The organism is Ruegeria sp. BJ6 (assembly GCF_056537885.1).
In genome coordinates this window covers 13,533-31,141 of the sequence record NZ_JBQFSG010000004.1, presented here as the reverse complement: position 1 = coordinate 31,141, position 17,609 = coordinate 13,533, and the positions used below count along the sequence as shown (strand labels likewise).

Sequence of the window (17,609 nt, the reverse complement as noted above, 5' to 3'; positions counted from 1 at the left end):
GGGATGATGCGCGTCTGGATTCTGATCTGCGTTTGCGTTGTTCTTGCGATTCTGACCGCAATTCTCATTCGCCTGCACCCTCCGGGCAGTCTGAGCCTGGCGTCGGGTCCGGCAGGCGGCGCTTACGTCTCTGTCGCCGACGACTATGCCCGCGTTCTGGCCCGAGATGATATCCACCTCGACATTATCGAAACAGCTGGATCAGTTGAAAACGCACGGTTGCTGGAAGAGAAAATAGTGGATGCCGCGATTCTTCAGGGTGGCATAGACGTCCCTTCTCAATACGCCGAGGCGGTGGGCGCAATCTTCTTTGAACCGGTCATCTTTCTGACGCGAAGGGGCGACGCGATCCCGCGCAATCCCGCCCATTGGAAAGGCTTGCGCATAAACAGCGGCGCAGACGGATCGGGCACAGCAGCAGCCTTCCGTGATTTCGAACAGGCTGTGGGGTTGTCGATTGAAGACAACACTCACCTCTCGATTCCCTACGACAAGGCGGTTGACGCCTTGCTGTCAGATCAGGTCGATATCGCCGTTTTTGTCGCGCCGATTGACGCGCCCTATCTCATGTCCGCTTATGACCGGCCCGGGCTGGAATTGCTGGATCTTGAACACGTCGAAGCTATTTCCCGCCGGCTTGAATATGCCAGCGTCGTCACCGTTCCACCTGGCGGTATGTCGCTGGACCCCGTACGCCCCCCCCGCCCGATCGAGTTTATTGCGCTTGAGGCACGACTGGCCGTGCGCCCCGGCCTTCACCCCGCGCTGGTCAACCGCCTGACCATGGCCGCAATCGAATTGCATCGGTCACGGGGTATCATTACCGATCCGGGCATCTTCCCTTCGATTGAAGGAACCGGCCTTCACATGAACAACACGGCACGACAGCTTGTGCTCGAAGGGCCATCGACCTGGCACAACTGGCTGCCCTACTGGATCGCCGCGCAGATCAACCGGGTCCTTCTGCTGTTCCTGCCGTTTTTCTTCATCGTGGTCCCACTGCTTCGGCTACTACCGCTGGCGTATGCCTATCTGATGCGGTGGCGGGTCTGGCAGCACTATCCCGAAATTCGTCAGATCGAAGATGATCTGGGTAGTAACCCAAGCGCGGCTGAACTTGAGGAAATGCGACTACACCTGGCTGAGCTGGATGAACGGCTGGCCGGATTGCGGTTGCCAGCCGCATATCGGCAGGGGCAATACGATGCGCGACTGCACCTGGAACTGGTGCAGAAACGAATTGCCGAAATGCAGCGAAACGCATCCTGACAGGCTTGAACTGATCACCTAGAACTCAACTTCTTCGAATACCTGAGTGCCTTCTTTGGCATCTAAGACCGGCGACGATCATCAAGAGTAGTGCCAACGCAGCATTTAAAATGTCGGTGGCGTGCAGGCGCTGACGATAACACAGGGTTCCGGCCCAACCTGCCTGAAACGATGCGGTCGGCGGCTATCAAACAGGTACGCGTCTCCAGCCCCGAGGATTTTGCGTTCGCTTCCGACCGTGATCTCAATCCGACCCGAGACGACCACCCCGCCTTCTTCACCCTCGTGTTCATACATTTGCGCGCCCGTGTCCGCGTGAAGGGCATAGGTTTCATACAAAATCTGCAATGTCCGCCCCACGGGGCTGTCGCCGACCTGTTTCAGCGACAGTTTCCCCTTGCCGATTTCCTTCAGTTCTTCTGCAGCGAAGAAAATTTTGCGATCCGGTTCGGGCGCAAAGGCGAAGAACTCCGACAACCCCACCGGTATGCCATCCAGAACACGCTTCAGGGCTCCGACCGATGGATTGGTCTTTCCCGACTCAATCAAAGAAATCGTGGAATTCGGCACACCGACTTTTCTGGCCAGCGCCCGCTGGGACAGGCCAGCTTGTTCGCGCACGTATCGAAGGCGAATTCCAAGGTCGATTTCTTCCTGCGCCTTTTCCATTGAGGTGTTTTCCCCGTTCACTATTTTGAACAAATTATCACCGCTACCAATATTATTAAAGGCTTACGCAGTAAAACAAACAGACTATTTTCTGCCATTCAAATCGAACACCCTCTTACCGACTTCGAATCGGGGCCATGGCCCGCTGAGAGAGGGTACAAAAAGATGACGAATGCAGAGCTTGCCAAACGGCGCGATGACGCGATTGCCCGTGGGGTCGGGATGGTGACTCAGATCTATGCGGATCGCGCGGAAAACGCGGAAGTCTGGGATGTCGAAGGCACCCGATACATCGATTTCGCAGGCGGGATTGCAGTCGTGAACACTGGGCATCGTCACCCCAAGGTGATGGCGGCAGTCGAGGCGCAGCTTGCGCGTTTCACCCACACCTGCCACCAGGTTTTGCCCTACGAAGACTATATCCGTCTGGGCGAGCGTTTGAACGCAGCTGTTCCCGGTGATTTCGACAAGAAAACGATCTTTGTAACAACCGGCGCGGAAGCGGTGGAAAATGCGGTCAAGATCGCCCGTGCGGCAACCGGGCGTCAGGCAGTGATCGCCTTTGGCGGTGGCTTTCATGGTCGTACTTTCATGGGCATGGCGCTGACCGGCAAAGTGCAGCCCTACAAAGCTGGTTTTGGCACGATGATGCCCGATGTCTACCACGTGCCATTTCCGATTGACCTTCATGGTGTGTCGGTCGAGGGGTCTCTTGAGGCAATCAACGGTCTGTTCAAATCTGACCTCGATCCCGGCCGTGTGGCTGCGATCATCCTTGAACCCGTTCAGGGCGAAGGCGGTTTCTATCCCGCGCCCACCGGATTGATGACCGCCCTGCGATCGCTGTGTGACGAACACGGGATCGTCTTGATTGCCGACGAAGTACAGACGGGATTTGCCCGCACCGGGCATCTTTTCGCGATGGAGCAATATGACGTTGCCGCCGACCTCACGACTATGGCCAAGGGGTTGGCAGGCGGCCTGCCGCTGGCGGCAGTGACCGGCCGCGCCGAGATCATGGATGCCGCAAACCCCGGCGGTCTGGGCGGCACCTATGGCGGCAACCCGTTGGGCATCGCGGCCGCAAATGCGGTGCTGGACGTGATCGCAGACGAAGACCTCTGCGCGCGGGCAAACGAACTGGGCTCGCGTCTCAAGCAGCGTCTCGCGGCGATCCGAGCAGATGTGCCGGAAATCGCCGACATTCGTGGCCCTGGTTTCATGGTGGCCTGTGAGTTCAACACCGCTGACGGCAGCACTCCGAACGCAGAATTTGCCAATGCTGTAAGGGCCGAAGCCCTGAAACGGAACCTGATCCTGCTCACCTGCGGTACCTACGGAAATGTGGTGCGCTTCCTTGCGCCAATCACCATTCAGGATGACGTCATGGCAGAGGCGATGAACATCCTTGAAGCGTCAATCAAAGCGGCGAAGGAAGCATAACCATGGATCTGAAGGACAGCAGCCTTCTGGAAACCCGGGCCTATATCAACGGGGACTGGCGCGAAGGGAGTGAGACCTTTGCCGTAACCAACCCGGCCACAGGCGAGGTGATCGCCAATGTGGCCGACTGCTCGGTCGCCGACGTACGGGAAGCAATCGACGGAGCCTATACGGCGCAGAAAGCGTGGGCAGCCAAAACCGGCAAAGAGCGCGCGGCAATCCTGCGCAGATGGTATGAGCTGATGATCGAGGCGCAGGACGATCTGGCCACAATTCTCTGCGTCGAAATGGGCAAGCCGCTGGCGGAAGCCAAGGGCGAGATCGCCTATGGCGCCAGCTTTATCGAATGGTTCGGTGAAGAGGCCAAGCGTGTCTATGGCGACACCATCCCCGGTCACCAGCCTGACAAGCGCATTGTCGTTCTGAAACAGCCGGTGGGTGTGGTCGGCGCCATCACCCCCTGGAATTTCCCGAATGCGATGATTGCGCGCAAAGTGGCCCCCGCATTGGCGGCAGGCTGTTCCTTTGTAGCACGTCCGGCAGAGTTGACGCCGCTCTCAGCGACTGCCATGGCGGTGCTTGCCGAACGCGCAGGGGTGCCTGCCGGTGTCTTCAGCGTCGTGACCAACTCGAAGGCTGCGGAAACCGGGCAGGAAATGTGCGCCAACCCGAAAGTGGCAAAAATCACTTTTACCGGATCAACCCGCGTCGGTCGGATTCTGATGCGTCAGGGCGCGGACACTATCAAGAAGATGTCGCTTGAACTGGGCGGCAACGCGCCGTTTCTGGTCTTTGACGATGCCGACCTGGACGCCGCCGTCGAGGGCGCAATGATTGCGAAGTTCCGCAACAACGGCCAGACCTGCGTTTGCGCCAACCGCATCTATGTACAGGCGGGTGTCTATGACGCATTTGCCAACAAGCTTGCCGCCGCTGTTTCCGCCCTTAACCCCGGCAACGGCATGGAGGAGGGGGTGACCACAGGCCCGCTTATCAATGAAGCCGCCGTCGCGAAGGTCGAGGAACACTTGTCCGACGCTCTAGCCAAAGGTGCCCGAGTGATGACCGGTGGCAACCGTCTGGAAGGCAACTTCTTTGAACCGACCCTGATTGCTGACGTCCCGGTCACCGCCAAAGTCTCGCACGAAGAAACTTTTGGTCCGATTGCGCCGCTGATCAGGTTCGAAACCGAAGAAGAGGTGATTGCGCTTGCCAATGACAGCGAATTCGGTCTGGCCGGTTACTTCTATGCCAACGATCTGGCACGGGTCTGGCGCGTGGCCGAGGGTCTGGAAACCGGCATGGTCGGCATAAACACCGGGCTGATTTCAACCGAACTGGCCCCGTTTGGCGGCGTCAAGCAGTCTGGTCTGGGCCGTGAGGGATCGAAATACGGCATGGATGACTATCTGGAGCTGAAATACCTTTGCCTGAGTACCGCAGAGCAAAGGCGGTCTTGATTGAAGCTCTCTGCCGAAATCAAACTTGCGGCGTCCAATAAGGGCACTAAAATTGGGATGCTAACGCCTGACTGGCGGTGCCAGAGGCGATCCGGAAACCTGCCGGGCAAAAAAAGGCCGCGTTTTAAGGTCGGTCTGTTCCCCTGCAGTGGGGACATACGCAATTGGTCACTCAGACATCTGCGATGCGCAACAAGGTGAACGTTCCCACAGCCCCTCACATGCTCTGTGACAAGATGTTCTTACTATTCTTGGTCCGCTGCGGAGACATCTATGGCGTAATGATACCGTATATTAGGGCTCTTGAAACAGCGTGTGTCCTGTTTCGTGCATTCAGGCGTTTGGCCGCATTCTTTACGTGCAACTCAACAGTTTTGTCGGACAGGGACAACCTGAAAGCTATCTCCTTGTTCGTCAGTCCGGCAGCCACCCAATGCAGACATTCTTTTTCACGGACTGAAAGCGGGAAGAATTGCCGCATCATGTCGCCTTCTTGAACCCGAGAATGAAACAGCATGGCGGCGCTTTCTACCAATGGAGTTACGCGCGCGACAATTTCGTCCCCCTCCCTGTCGCTGCCCGCCTCAAAACACACACCAGTTCCACCCAGCTTCCAGTTTGATGCGTCCCGAACTGGAATGGTGATGCCGTAGTTCATTCCAAAATCAATCATCGCGTTTTGAAAGAACTCAGATTTTTCCGTCTGGAATTGTTTCGCCCGCGGGTCCCGCCAAGAGATTGGGCGATGGTCTTCAGTCATCGCATATTGGGCAAAAGGATCGTGATCGATGTATCCCTCATCCAGATAGAGCTCATTGAACTCCTCGCGATGGGACGACATTGCCACGACTTCGGATGCGATCGAACGGCCTACTGTCTTTGGAAAAAAACCATAAACTGCGCTTTTGGCCCCAAGTTTTGCCAATGCGTCCGAGTAAAGCGACCAGGCCAAATCGACTGTCGCAGCGTTAGTCAGCTTTTCCGAGAAATCCAGAAGACGGTTTGTCCTCTCCTTATCGATAAAAGTAATTCTATTCATTTCATAAACTTAACAATAATCACTCCAATACCTCGTCATCTTCGCTTTGCTCTGTTCATGCAGTCAACCCACAACAATCATGTGGTGGTCAATTTTGCGGGGTGCACCCAAACAGCGGTCCATGATGACAGAAAACGGACTTACACTGGCTTGATTGCAGCACCGCAATGGCACCGCCTTTGCAGCCCTGTTTCGATCAACCGGGTTCGTCCGTCGACCTTAGCCACCACATTGCTGTCTTGTTTCGCTCTCAAAATTCATCAAGATCACAGCCAGACCAGCCATAGTCAGCATCCCGTCAAACCCGGCTTGCTTTCGAAGCTTGGCTGCTTCGGCCTGGTCCCCTTTTGCACCTGCCATTACGATCGCAAAAACCTCTTCATCCAGCTCGGTTTTTGCCAACTCGTACTGACATGAGCAAAACTCTTCTGAACCCGCACCCATACCGACACAATGATCGACAAATGCAGATTTGTCCCGATCACCCCAACACCCTGACACTGCCAGGGCGATGGACGCACTCGCCAAAACTCTTTTCATACTCTTCCTTCTCTTTAGTTCAGACGTAACCTTCACTGGCTTATTGCGACGGATTCAGCGCAGTCATCCTCGCCCATACGACAACTAACGTTGGAAATTTTGACAACGAAAGAAGTGTCGCAAGCGCCCTTGGACATGCGCGCAGCCACTTTACTAATTCCACTTGGCAGATTGCGATAACGAAGCTTGTCAGTGTCAAACGGCCCACCGGACCACTTGCCGGTAGACATGTCATAGAGTCGCTCTTCCGAAGCCTCGGGGTCTGCAATGGTAATTTCGAAGCCGAGATGGTCGATTTTTTCAGAGTTTGCGTTATCCACCTCAAAAAAAATATCGCACCCTGCAAGAATAACACCCATAACTTCTTTACTGACCGGCACTGAACCTGTGTGGGTGATCGAAATTTCATCTGGCTTACATGCTCCGAGAAGTCCGACAGCCAATAGAAGCGGAACCGCAGTTTTTGGATACGAGTACCGGAGTGTACGGATGATCAGGCAGCTTGCCAGTTTTTGTAATTTTGCAGTACTTTTATTCATGTTGGATACCTACTACGCGACAGTCAGTGTCAATTTCGAAATTTATCTGTCCAAATCAGTTCAATAGCAGTGATACAGGCAGCATCAATTGTAACGCTTCCTCAGATAGTTCCTCGCCACCGCTGTTTTCCAGCGCGACTTGAAGCAGAGTCCGGACCGTGCCCGCCCTTTGTTGTTGCTCGAATGCGCAGTCTAAAAATATATAGGAATTTCCCTATGTTGCACAAAAACCTGAGGTGGTTTCACTAACTGCAGAATGTTGCGACACATTGCCAAGCGAGGGACGAGGCGCAGACGTTAAGCGGATGATCCATTGGATCGATTGTAGTCCGAACGGGCTGTGTTGAGATTATTCGACCTGATTGTGTCAGCAGGATTTGACCTTAGCCGAACAACCGCAGAACTAAAGTAAAACAAGCGTTTTTCCTTTGAGTTATTGCTGTTCGTATCATCTTGGCCGGAAGCTTTTAGGGAGCTCAACCAGAGCCAGAACGAAGTGAATTTCTCTCGAACGCAGACGAGGTTGTTCATATTTTTGCGAATCGCAAAAAATGGTAGTCTGCGCGGCATCTACAAATAGGATTGGCGATGAGAAATGCCCGGCTCATCGAAGCAGGTGTTTTAACCTTTCAGATCGCGTTTATAGCTGCGGCGACATACGTGGCGCTTAAATTTTCGATCCTCGCAGGAGTCCTTTTGTTTTTCGGTTTGGTTCTTGGTTTTACAGTTTTGATTTACAATCACGACGCTTGGTTGATCAAAAAGCTGACATCGGAAAAGCAGCCGCTTGCATTTAGTCTGTGTCAGAGTGGATTCGTGGGTCGAGTTCGGAGATTCACTCGATTGCTTCCGTCTTCCCCCAGGTGTCGCCTATGTCTTGTGCCATTTCGAGGTTTTGGCAGAATTTTGGGCATCAAACCCGCATCAGAAAACCCGAACTTCTGTAGAAGCTGTTTTGAAGGATTGCCGACGAAAACACTCGATGCCGAGGTGGGAATGCTATTTGCCGATATGAGAGGCTTTACGCCTTGGTCCGAACAGCATTCGCCAGCTGAAGCTGCCGAAATGCTAACCCGGTTCTATGGCATAGCGGAAAAAGAAATTGCCCGTGACGATGCTTTGATCGAGTTTGTCGGTGATCAAGTCATGGCGATTTATCCAGTTCAGATGGCGTCGCTTAGGGAACGAACGGCAGACGTAATGCTTCGGGCAGCGCAACGCCTATTGGACAGCATAAGATCTGAACCCAGCATGCTAGGCGTAGGGATTGGGATAAATATGGGCGTCGCGCAAGTTGGGGAAATGGCTACCGGCTCATCCAGAAGTTTTACTGCCGTCGGCGATGTTGTTAACACGGCCGCCCGCCTCCAAAGCCAAGCTTCGGAAAACGAAATCCTTCTCTCAGAAACTGTATACAACAAACTAAGTTCTCGAACGCTCGACTTCGAAGCTGGTGAAATCTCGCTAAAGGGCAAGTCCGAAGTGGTCCGAACCTATCTTCTGAAAACGAATTGATTTCTACCGCTAACCTTCCGAAAACTCAGAGGAGCCAACAGTTGACGACGTCGAATGTTGCCCAAAACCCGTTTTCGACTAACTGTGGGCATCTTCACGCGGAAGCTTGGCGCCATGGAAACCAGAGTATGTGCGTCTATTGGTTGAGATTTTGTGCCGCCTGAGACGGCAATTCCGCATAGGATGCGTCATAGAAATAAGTCAGCCAAATTGACGACCCATCGAAGAAAATATCAGATATCCCACGCGAATGAGATGCGGTGCTCAGCGGAAAAATGTTTCCATCAGTTTCAACGCGCATGAGTCTTGCATCGGGGTATTTCTCGTGACCCCGATAACCTCCGACAACAACTGTGCCGTTGACGATTTCAACCGATTCCAAGTTACCGAAGCCATTCGCAAGTCTTACAGCAGTATTCTCGTTACCGGGCTGCGGAACCCAATACAAAGCGCTGTCCCATGCCTCGTCGCTGCCCCAGGACACAGCGTAAATTCCTGTCTCTGCGATTGCAAAGCGAGCAAGCCCACTGATACGCAAATCGTCGAGGTAAGGTTGAATTTGTCCGGTTTGGGTTGCGACGGATAGGAATACGCCCCGCCCAAAGTCACTTACGAGAAGGGTGTTCTCGTCGAGCGTTTCGATATCATAGAGAAAGACACCATCGTCATCGAGAGCTTGTCGCCAGTTTACCGTGCCATCCGCAGCGGCAGAAATGACCTCATTGCCATCCACAATGACAATCTGGTTGCCAGAACGCACCATGCCTGTCGGGTTGCGCAGGCCTTGCCCATCCGAGAGTTTGATTTCTTCGGTCCCGCCGTCGGGAGTAAGCTTGTAGAGCCCGCCATTGGTTGCGTCTGAGCTGAACTCTTCATCTGGCCCACCCGGTCCAATCGATACGGCATAGATATCGTTCCCCATTGGCAAAACGGCTTCTGTAAAGGGCGGCAGCTTCTGTTCGGCGACAGCAGGGCAAGCCACGGTGCAAGCAACCAATAGCGAAAGAAATTTCATCTCAAACAATTCTCCTGTGTAGTTGCGCTTCGATGTTGTCGCCCGGTTTCCCTGCAATGATTGCTCCGGAGCAACCGTGACGAACCAAGCGTTCTGCATCAAAGGCTTCGCTCGAAGGCCAGAAAATGCGGGGCCAGCGCATTGACGGCAGTGTCAATGATCAGCGGGTCTTCGTAAAACTGAAGCTGGTTGGCACCGTCGATCCAGTGCAGCGTCTTCTGCTCTGAAGCGATGTCTTCAAAAATGCGGCGCGGAATGTCCTGACCGCTTGCAGCCCTATCACCATGGATCATCAATACGGGCAGGTTCAGCTGAGGGGCTGTTTCATCGATCCGCCAGCCCCAAATGCCAGCTTCGCTCATTGCGGTGATGCGGTTTTCCCAACCCCCTTTGAAAGTCAGCCAAGGGGCCCTGTTGTCCCAAGGCAGGTACCAGTCAGCGATGGCCGTTGCGGTCAGAAGGGCATCCTCAGAGCCGACGATCGGAATATAACTTGCTTCCCCTGTATTTGCGAAATCGGCGGCTGCTTTGGTCGCGCGTTCCATACGTGCTTCAACTGCTGCATCGCTGCCAAGGTACATTCTGGCGGTTTCCGCAGTCAGATAGTGGCCCGCAACAACCCCGAGAGACGCCACTCGATCATCTATCACCGCTGTTTCAATCGCCCAGTTGACGCCCTGGCAGATCCCGAGAAGGTGAAGCCGATTTGCGTCAATACCTTCCTGGATGGCGAGAAAGCCGAGGGCCGCCTGGCAGTCTTCCACCTTGGCTTCGCCAGACTCGTAGCGCCGGGGCACGCCTGTGCTTTCTCCGTGATAGCGCGGGTCGAAAATCAGAACGGCCAGCCCGCGCGATGCCAAGCGGGTTGCATATTGCACCGGTGATTGTTCCTTGACGAAAGCGACAGGTCCGACAATCACAACTGCCGGGTGAGGCCCGTCCGCAGCAGGCATCAGCAACTTTCCAACAAGGGTTTCCCCAGAGCTGTCAAAGGACACTGTCTGGACATCGTAGGAGCCAAGTGCCGATTGATCTACGTCGCCGGACGGCGCCGCGGCGCTGGGCCGGGCAGCGAAAACTCCGCTCATGGATGAAGTAATCGCAATTGAGTTGAACTTGCGACGTGTAATCATTGCTGCTGCCCTTTCGTATTCTGTTTGATGGCCTCCGCACCCAAAAGATCGGGGGCGCCCGGATTGGCTGTACTTGTCAGTTAACTTGTGATCTTCATAATTTGGATGACGCAAACAGCATGGTGGGCATGCAATAAATGAATGATGGTCTAACTTCTCTGGATGTACGGACTTTGCGGTTCCTGCAGCTCCTGCTTCGTACAAGCAGCGTCACACGCACGGCAATTCATCTGGGGATCAGCCAGCCCGCCGCCAGTCGAATCCTTGCCCGGGTGCGCGACTTGATAGGAGATCCCGTGCTGATCCGAACACAGTCTGGATACCAGTTAACGGATCATGCTCTGGGCTTGAATGAACCAGTCGATGCAGCACTGTCGGCGGTAGCTGACGTCTTCAGGCCATCCGCCTTTGATCCGGCACAGTCCAACCATTGCTATCGCATCGCCTCGACAGACTACGGCGTGGCGGCTGTCCTCGGGCCCATGATGGAAGTCTTTGCCGTTACCGCACCAGCACTAAGATTCGATGTCTCGCCATTGGTGCCGCAAAGTTTTGACGACCTGGAAAAAGGAGCGATTGATCTGCTGCTATACGCGGATTTGGATGCCAAGGACGATTTACTCATTCAGAAGCTATTTGATGAGACCTACGAAGTTCTTTTCCGACAGGGCCATCCTCTTGAGGAAGATGCGGCATCGAAGCTGGCTCTTAGTCCGCAGGACGTGTCCCCTTACCGGTTAATCGAGTTCAGTTTTCCGGGTACGACGGGTTTGAAACCGGATACGATCATGCGTCAAGAAGGAGATGGTTCGAATGCTGTATTCCAGCAGCCCTACTTCACCACGCTGCCATTCCTTGTAGGGAAGACGGATGCGGTTGCAGCTGTCCCCAAGCGTCTGGCAAAGCAAGTCCAGAAACTGACCTCTCTTTGTTCATCTCCGTTTCAACCGAGTTGCGGTTTCCCTTACTACTTGGTCCGCCACGAGCGTAGCCGCTTCAATCCAGCCGTCAATTGGTTGAGGGAACAAGCACAGGAGATTACCAAATCCGACTGAATTGAGGTTCGAGCCGTGACGATGGTTTGAACCAGGTAATTTCGAAGTACAGAAAGGCCATCCAAATCACCGCACGCTCTTGGATCTTAACGAATCCACAATCCATGGACGGCATGGTTTGTTGGGCTGAGCCGCAACATCGACCGTTACTGTTACATCTCTGCTCTTAGCCTGCTCCAGGTCTTTATCTACTTTCCAGCTTTTCGATCGCAGCGAATGTCTGTTCAGTGCAGGCCGCACAGCCGCGACGGTGATCACGGTCGAGCGGTGGGAATGGCGCCTTAGTGGTCAAGCGGATTGGAGAAAAGCCGAGTTACGGCTTTCGGGTATTTTTGATGGCAGCGCCAACTTTATCGCGCAATTCTGAATATCGTCTCCGACTGACCGGAACCTGATCGCCATTGCTCATCGTGCACGAATAAGCGCTACCTTTGCGTGCAACACTGTCGACATGCGCCAGATTGATCCAGTGAGACCTGTGGCATTGTATTCCGTCCAGGTTTTTGAGTTTTTCCAAACAATCGCCGAACTGCTCTGAAAGCAGTGCGCTTCCATTAGATGTAACGATTTCCACATAATGATCCTGCGCGTGCAAGCGGATGAGATCATCGCCTAGAGAATGCGGGACACTGTTAATGAGTTGCTTCAATGTAGGGGAATCTTCTTCCACGTGCTCATCCGTCTGAGGCGCGTCCTCTTCAGAAGGGTTTCGGCGAAGAAGAAATGTCATTGCCAGCGCCACGGCCAATGCGAGCGGGGCAACTGTAACAACCTCATTCAGGAAAATTGAAACGGGCGTTTCAGCCGCCTTCAGATCATCATCTGCGTTGTCGAAGCCAAAGTCTAATCCAAGCGATCCCAAGGCAAATGGAATTGGCAACAGAATTGCAGAGACAATTGCTGGTATCGGGTCGGGACATCTGAACCGTTGCAACAACATAACGACCGCCAGAAAGAGTACAGCGGCCAAGAAAAGATGGGTAAACCATAGTGCAAATGCCGCCAGTAGAGGCACGTTTTGCGTATGGCTTGGTTCAAGAACCAAAATGAAGCCCGCGCCGATCAATGCGGCGAGCAGGACCTTTCTGAAGAGCCCAGCAGAGAAAGCAACTTGATCCAACTTCATAAAGAGTATCTAGCGGCCCCATCGCGAATGGTCGAGACGCGACCGTTCGCGAAAGAACCCCTACCTTTGGCGCAGATGGATTACCGTTCCAGCATCCATCCTTGAATGCGCACTTCTCTCTGCAGCATCTCACGGAAATGCTTCAAAGAAAGGGCGGCTAACATGGATCGCTACAGTTTTTCCGCGCGGGTTCTTCACTGGTTAATGGCGATTTTTTTCGTCTTCATGTGGGTCTGTGGATACACAATGACCAAACTGGTGACGGACGATTCTCCGCTACAGGAAACCTTGTTTTCCCTTCACATCTCTATGGGCATATTGCTGCTTCTTCTGATCATGCTGCGCATTGCTGTTCGGTTCATCACACCGCCTCCTGCGCCTTTGGCGGCCCTGGCCAATTGGGAAAAACTGCTCTCGCATTTAGGCCATGCGGCGCTTTACGCTCTGCCATTGATGATCATCTTCATTGGGTGGGCTGAGTCGGATTTTGGTGGGCACGGCACATCATTGTTCGGCCTTGCCATGCCAAAGATCTTCCCGACACAGGAAACGCTATGGGGCTACAATCTAGAAGCGACCACCTCCGCCATTCACAGATGGCTTGCCTACACCATGCTGGTCGTTGTTTTCGGCCATATTGCGGCCGTCGCGAAGCATCGCATCGAAGGCCATGATGTTTTGCGAAGGATGTCATTCAAATGATCAACGGACGTAAGCGCAGCCGCAACGAGCACGATAGCCCTGCCATGCGCGTCACTCGCAAACAAGGATTTCTGGACAGTCGGCTCTAATGAAAGCGCTGAACGAGACAAAGACATGCTGCTGATCGGGTTTCCTCAGAATGAACAAAACCGCCCTGAGGCGGCTTGTTCAACACTTTGTTCGACCGTTGTGGCGATTCTCGACATGCAGGGTAACTTGATAGCTATGCTCAAAAAGCAAAGGCGGGAATTGATTGCGAAGACAGTTCTCTAAAGTTGGTTGCGGGAGCAGGATTTGGCCTTTGCCGAACTATTTCGCTTCTAAGCAGGAATGCCTAGTCCAAATCTAATTTTGACAGTGCTGCAGATACGGTCGTACAGCTGTCGTTCAAGGACGTCCGCTCTGCGCAGGTAGTGCCCTTTGCAAAGTCGTGCCCTAATTCCAGTTCAACCGCGCAGACCGCCTTCAAAATGCTGCGGCCCCGTCCGCCAAACCCACTATTCGCTGCATACGCAAAATCAGCGGGCAAACGAATTCACTGATCGCGGATAAAGCAGAAGTATGAACTCAGCCGCGAGAAAATCTTCGCACACATCTGGCAAACTGACTCAATGCTGCGATCAGAACCTGACCCTAAACGCCAGCCCAACCAATGGCGCTGTTTCATAGCTCTGCCGACTAATTTCCGCTCCATTCGCATCATCTAGCGTCAAGCGGCCGTCAAATTCTGCGCCTGCAAATACGCTCAATGAAACCCCAGGATTCGGGTTGTACCCAACAGAAAGAACTACAGGGATACTCTTATCTTCACCCACCCCATCCGGGGCGAGGCCATCCCCATCCAACCTGATACGAATTCTCTCTGATCGTGCGCTCAACGAAAGGTCGATTACCTCATTTAGCGCGTAGCTCAGCGTCAACCCGGGACCTTGCGTCGCTCCGACACCAGAGCCAGTGTTCAAGTTCCAGCGGTCATTTATGTCCCAGTCGATCAGCAGAGCCGGAAAAAAATCAGTACCGCTTTCGTCTAATTGAGAAAACGCGCCGAAGGCCGGGCCTATCGTCAGGCGCTCGTTCAGTTGCCATGCAATACCTGCAAAAACACCGTAGGTTCTGCCGTCAGATGAGGAAGCCCCGCTTTGGTAGTCCCACCTGATCTGTGGCGACACAAATACCGTTGTTGTATCACCCACACGAAACCGCACAGGAACAGCTACGCGAAGGTCACGGATGTTTTCCCAAGGCTGGTTGTTCGATTGGCTGAAATTGTAATCCAGCTTGCCAAAGCTGGTGGAAAATCCAACGGAGTTTCCTTCTTCCAGATTATAAAGTGCGGTGGCACGTAGAAATGTTCGACTTGCAGAGAACTCGCCACCGTCACTCAAATCCGCATCCCTTTGAAAAGCGGCAAGCCCATCAATCTGATACGCCCAACCTAGCTGGGGCTGTGCAGCAGACGGAAACGCTGTGAACCCTAGGGAGATAGTTCCAAAGCAGCACGTTAGAACAAGGTTTTTCATATGACATTTCCTACGTGACGCTGGATTCCCTTTGGGTTGCCATTCCTGAACGAGCGGTTCAAGTCCTTTAAAATCTGATTTGCGGACGAAATGCGCTTTCGCCGCGCCGTCCATGAACGTCCGTTTGGGCCATGCAGTTCAGGGAATTGCGCAGCTACCTAAATATTGCTTGCACCGGCTTTTCTGAAGGTGGGCGACGAACGGCCCGGTACGCACGATCTGTTATCGCCTCAGTTAGCGGAGCATTCGCCATATGCGGCGGCGATACAAGGCCCATGCTCCTGCCCCCAAAACGATCACGCAGAGTGCCCCTTTCGTCACGTCCTCCATCGCACCTTGGATTAGCCAGGCGTGTACGACTGTGCCTGTGACGATCACGACCGCCGCCACGCTATGGCCGAGGCGCCAGATGCGCAGTCCCAGTTGCTTTCTCACGGCAGCAAGGATGGCGGTTGCGAAGAGGGCCCACATTGCCACCGCACCCCAGACGGAAAACGGAGTCGGAGAGCGGAACAGCAAGACATCCACCACGTCCGGCGGGCTCGTGACCCAAAGACCCGCCACGTGGACAACCACCGCGATAACCAGTGCCGTTCCGGTCCAGATATGGATGCGCCGCGCCGGGATCCCCGGAAGCACGCCGGTGATTAGAAGAGGCTGAACAAGCAAAAGCGCCAATCCGACGATCCCAGAAAATCCGGCAATGACATAGAGCGGCTCGCGCCATTGCAGAAGCGGGCTTTGCGCTGCGGCGATCAAGGGCACCGCAATTGCCAAGGCTAGAGCCCCCCATGCGACCACGCCGCGCAATAAGCTCATCAGACAGGACGCAGAACGAACTCAACATGCAGGCTCGTGTCCGATGCCCGCTCCATCACAGGCCGCAAAAAAACCGTCTCGAAGCCGCCATCATCGTATTCTGCATCGTAAGCCAGATGCGCATGCGGCTGACCGAAGGCGGGTACAATCTGTGGCATCTCGATGCGGAATACGCCGTCGGCGTCGGTGAGCGTCGCGCCATGAGACCGCGCGTCCCGTTCGTGACCTTCGGTCGTATGGGCCCACACCTGAATGCGCCGGCCAGCAAGGGGTGCACCGTCGCCCGCGCGTCGCACGGTTCCAGTGGTCCAAAAGCCGCCATTGCCGATCCTTTCCATGATCGGAGCGCCAGGGCGGTAATTGTTGGCTCCTCCCCGCATCGTCGGAGTGGCCGCAACAGTTTGCGCGCGTGCCGGCAAGGTCAGGCCGGAGGCACTAGTGAGAAGCGCAGCGCCCGCGGTTGAAACGACAGTTCTCCGGGTCAGGTATGGGGTTGTCATGTCGATCTCTCCCAACTGCAGTATCCAATACGTACTTCTGCAATCTGCTATATGTATACAGGTGGAAGGAGCCATTCAAGCACAGCACCCGTCGCTCTGGGCTCTGACCGCCAGTCCAAGCGCGCCGCAGTGAATGGCTGCAGTGGAGCCCTGAGCAGACCTTCATCGGTGGCCTGAGTATTGCACGTGCGGCAAGTTGCAAACAGCGCAAACCGGACATTAGTACTACCAACCGCTTGAGATTTGTGAGTGGACCAAGCCGACAATGCCGGTTTGGGTGTGAACGTCTGCTATTCATCCCAATGCAAATATGCCCATACCCTTGACCAAGCGCCCTAGCACATTTAGGCAAAATTGATCTGCCCGCCGGGACGACCCGGCCAGGAACGGCGCTTAGTCAGGACGACCTGATAAAACTGAGGTCGAAGATGACAACCAAACACAAAAATGCAAAGAAACTGATCGAGGGTCGACCCGCCCTGATCGTGATCGACATTCAGAAGAGCACGTTCATTGATAACAGCGCAGTCCGCTCAATCGACAATATGCCGGGTTATAAAGAACGGATGCTCGCTGCGCGCGATTTGGTTGATGCCGCACACCAAAACAATGTGCCCGTCATTTTCATTCAGGAAGTTCATCGTTCCGACCAGATCGACTTCGGCCGGGAGCTGGATGGCGATGAGGACATACACTGTCTCGAAGGTGATCCGCGGACAGAGGTTGCCAAAGAAGAGATGGGATATTGCGCTGGTGACTATTTGGTTCCGAAGCGGCGTTATTCTGCGTTTTTTGGAACCGATTTCGAAATTCTGCTGCGCGGCCTAAAGGTAGATACTCTGATACTATGCGGAGGCCTGACCGATGTTTGTGTGCACTACACGTTCGTTGATGGCCATCAATCAGACTACTTCTGCCGCGTTGTGGAGGATTGCGTCGGCGGGTCATCCCTCCAAGCCCATGAAGCTGCGCTCAGAGCAATGGAGTATTTGCAAACGGGCGCTGTTCAAAACCGCGAAACGGTGATCAACGCGATCTCTTTGCTCTGATACGCAAACGGCTCCTTTATGTCTGTTTCGCATTGCCTAAAGCCCAAACCAGCAATTCGAAATGTGTCGAATGCTGGCAGCTTAGGGCTCACAGCAGACATTCGAAAGTTCACAATAAGGAGGGACGTCCGCTATACGGGACCTTGCTGACATTCGCCGCGCCTGCAATCTGTGGGGCAAGGCAAGGGATACGGCCACACAGCAGACTTTCGCCGC

Annotated in this window: 17 protein-coding genes; 7 read left to right on the top strand and 10 right to left on the bottom strand. The window is 54.2% G+C overall.

The features are described 5' to 3' along the window. Positions 1–6: 6 nt before the first annotated feature. A complete protein-coding gene (locus ACR0D6_RS10815; protein WP_480765508.1) occupies positions 7–1,269 on the top strand; it encodes a TAXI family TRAP transporter solute-binding subunit in 1,263 nt (420 codons plus the stop codon). Between the two features lie 105 nt (positions 1,270–1,374). Here the strand turns inward: ACR0D6_RS10815 and ACR0D6_RS10810 are convergent, their stop codons facing one another. After that, complete coding sequence (locus ACR0D6_RS10810; protein ID WP_480765670.1) at positions 1,375–1,938, bottom strand: cupin domain-containing protein; 564 nt, start codon at positions 1,936–1,938, stop codon at positions 1,375–1,377. 165 nt (positions 1,939–2,103) lie between these two features. Between ACR0D6_RS10810 and ACR0D6_RS10805 the strand changes: the two genes are divergently transcribed. Next, the gene (locus ACR0D6_RS10805) at positions 2,104–3,381 is read left to right on the top strand and encodes a 4-aminobutyrate--2-oxoglutarate transaminase (RefSeq protein ID WP_480765507.1); all 1,278 of its coding nucleotides are present in this window, start codon (positions 2,104–2,106) and stop codon (positions 3,379–3,381) included. 2 nt (positions 3,382–3,383) lie between these two features. Then, positions 3,384–4,841 carry an NAD-dependent succinate-semialdehyde dehydrogenase gene (locus ACR0D6_RS10800; protein WP_480765506.1) on the top strand — a complete coding sequence of 486 codons (1,458 nt, stop codon included), beginning with the start codon at positions 3,384–3,386 and terminating at the stop codon, positions 4,839–4,841. A gap of 271 nt (positions 4,842–5,112) precedes the next feature. Here the strand turns inward: ACR0D6_RS10800 and ACR0D6_RS10795 are convergent, their stop codons facing one another. The 3 genes from ACR0D6_RS10795 to ACR0D6_RS10785 all read right to left on the bottom strand — a co-directional run bounded on the left by ACR0D6_RS10795 (position 5,113) and on the right by ACR0D6_RS10785 (position 6,959). Continuing rightward, the gene (locus tag ACR0D6_RS10795; protein WP_480765505.1) at positions 5,113–5,880 is read right to left on the bottom strand and encodes a LuxR C-terminal-related transcriptional regulator; all 768 of its coding nucleotides are present in this window, start codon (positions 5,878–5,880) and stop codon (positions 5,113–5,115) included. 219 nt (positions 5,881–6,099) lie between these two features. After that, positions 6,100–6,420 (bottom strand): hypothetical protein, encoded by a 321-nt coding sequence (locus ACR0D6_RS10790; protein WP_480765504.1) that lies wholly within the window; start codon positions 6,418–6,420, stop codon positions 6,100–6,102. Between the two features lie 32 nt (positions 6,421–6,452). Further along, positions 6,453–6,959, bottom strand: coding sequence for a hypothetical protein (locus tag ACR0D6_RS10785; protein WP_480765503.1), 507 nt, complete (start codon positions 6,957–6,959; stop codon positions 6,453–6,455). 588 nt (positions 6,960–7,547) lie between these two features. Between ACR0D6_RS10785 and ACR0D6_RS10780 the strand changes: the two genes are divergently transcribed. Then, positions 7,548–8,474, top strand: a complete 927-nt coding sequence (locus ACR0D6_RS10780) for an adenylate/guanylate cyclase domain-containing protein (RefSeq protein WP_480765502.1) — start codon at positions 7,548–7,550, stop codon at positions 8,472–8,474. 136 nt (positions 8,475–8,610) lie between these two features. Here ACR0D6_RS10780 and ACR0D6_RS10775 read toward each other — a convergent pair whose 3' ends face one another. Together ACR0D6_RS10775 and ACR0D6_RS10770 are read right to left on the bottom strand one after the other, a co-directional pair. After that, a complete protein-coding gene (locus ACR0D6_RS10775) occupies positions 8,611–9,588 on the bottom strand; it encodes a hypothetical protein (RefSeq protein ID WP_480765501.1) in 978 nt (325 codons plus the stop codon). Then, positions 9,588–10,577, bottom strand: coding sequence for an alpha/beta hydrolase (locus ACR0D6_RS10770; protein WP_480765500.1), 990 nt, complete (start codon positions 10,575–10,577; stop codon positions 9,588–9,590). Before ACR0D6_RS10770 ends, ACR0D6_RS10775 begins: the two co-directional genes overlap by 1 nt. Before the next feature lie 182 nt (positions 10,578–10,759). Here ACR0D6_RS10770 and ACR0D6_RS10765 point away from each other — a divergent pair, with 182 nt between their 5' ends. Beyond that, positions 10,760–11,677 carry a LysR family transcriptional regulator gene (locus ACR0D6_RS10765; protein ID WP_480765499.1) on the top strand — a complete coding sequence of 306 codons (918 nt, stop codon included), beginning with the start codon at positions 10,760–10,762 and terminating at the stop codon, positions 11,675–11,677. Between the two features lie 313 nt (positions 11,678–11,990). Here the strand turns inward: ACR0D6_RS10765 and ACR0D6_RS10760 are convergent, their stop codons facing one another. Then, positions 11,991–12,803 (bottom strand): LytTR family DNA-binding domain-containing protein, encoded by an 813-nt coding sequence (locus ACR0D6_RS10760; protein WP_480765498.1) that lies wholly within the window; start codon positions 12,801–12,803, stop codon positions 11,991–11,993. 162 nt (positions 12,804–12,965) lie between these two features. On the opposite strand from ACR0D6_RS10760, the gene ACR0D6_RS10755 reads away from it, so the two are divergent. Next, positions 12,966–13,505: a cytochrome b gene (locus ACR0D6_RS10755; RefSeq protein WP_480765497.1), complete on the top strand. Its 540-nt coding sequence runs from the start codon at positions 12,966–12,968 to the stop codon at positions 13,503–13,505. A gap of 620 nt (positions 13,506–14,125) precedes the next feature. Here ACR0D6_RS10755 and ACR0D6_RS10750 read toward each other — a convergent pair. The 3 genes from ACR0D6_RS10750 to ACR0D6_RS10740 form a co-directional block, all read right to left on the bottom strand. Then, positions 14,126–15,139, bottom strand: coding sequence for a hypothetical protein (locus tag ACR0D6_RS10750; protein WP_480765496.1), 1,014 nt, complete (start codon positions 15,137–15,139; stop codon positions 14,126–14,128). Between the two features lie 120 nt (positions 15,140–15,259). Beyond that, the gene (locus ACR0D6_RS10745) at positions 15,260–15,844 is read right to left on the bottom strand and encodes a ferric reductase-like transmembrane domain-containing protein (protein WP_480765495.1); all 585 of its coding nucleotides are present in this window, start codon (positions 15,842–15,844) and stop codon (positions 15,260–15,262) included. Continuing rightward, complete coding sequence (locus ACR0D6_RS10740) at positions 15,844–16,344, bottom strand: twin-arginine translocation pathway signal (protein ID WP_480765494.1); 501 nt, start codon at positions 16,342–16,344, stop codon at positions 15,844–15,846. Before ACR0D6_RS10740 ends, ACR0D6_RS10745 begins: the two co-directional genes overlap by 1 nt. A 428-nt stretch (positions 16,345–16,772) precedes the next feature. Here ACR0D6_RS10740 and ACR0D6_RS10735 point away from each other — a divergent pair, with 428 nt between their 5' ends. Next, positions 16,773–17,393, top strand: a complete 621-nt coding sequence (locus ACR0D6_RS10735) for a cysteine hydrolase family protein (RefSeq protein ID WP_480765493.1) — start codon at positions 16,773–16,775, stop codon at positions 17,391–17,393. Positions 17,394–17,609 lie beyond the last annotated feature (216 nt).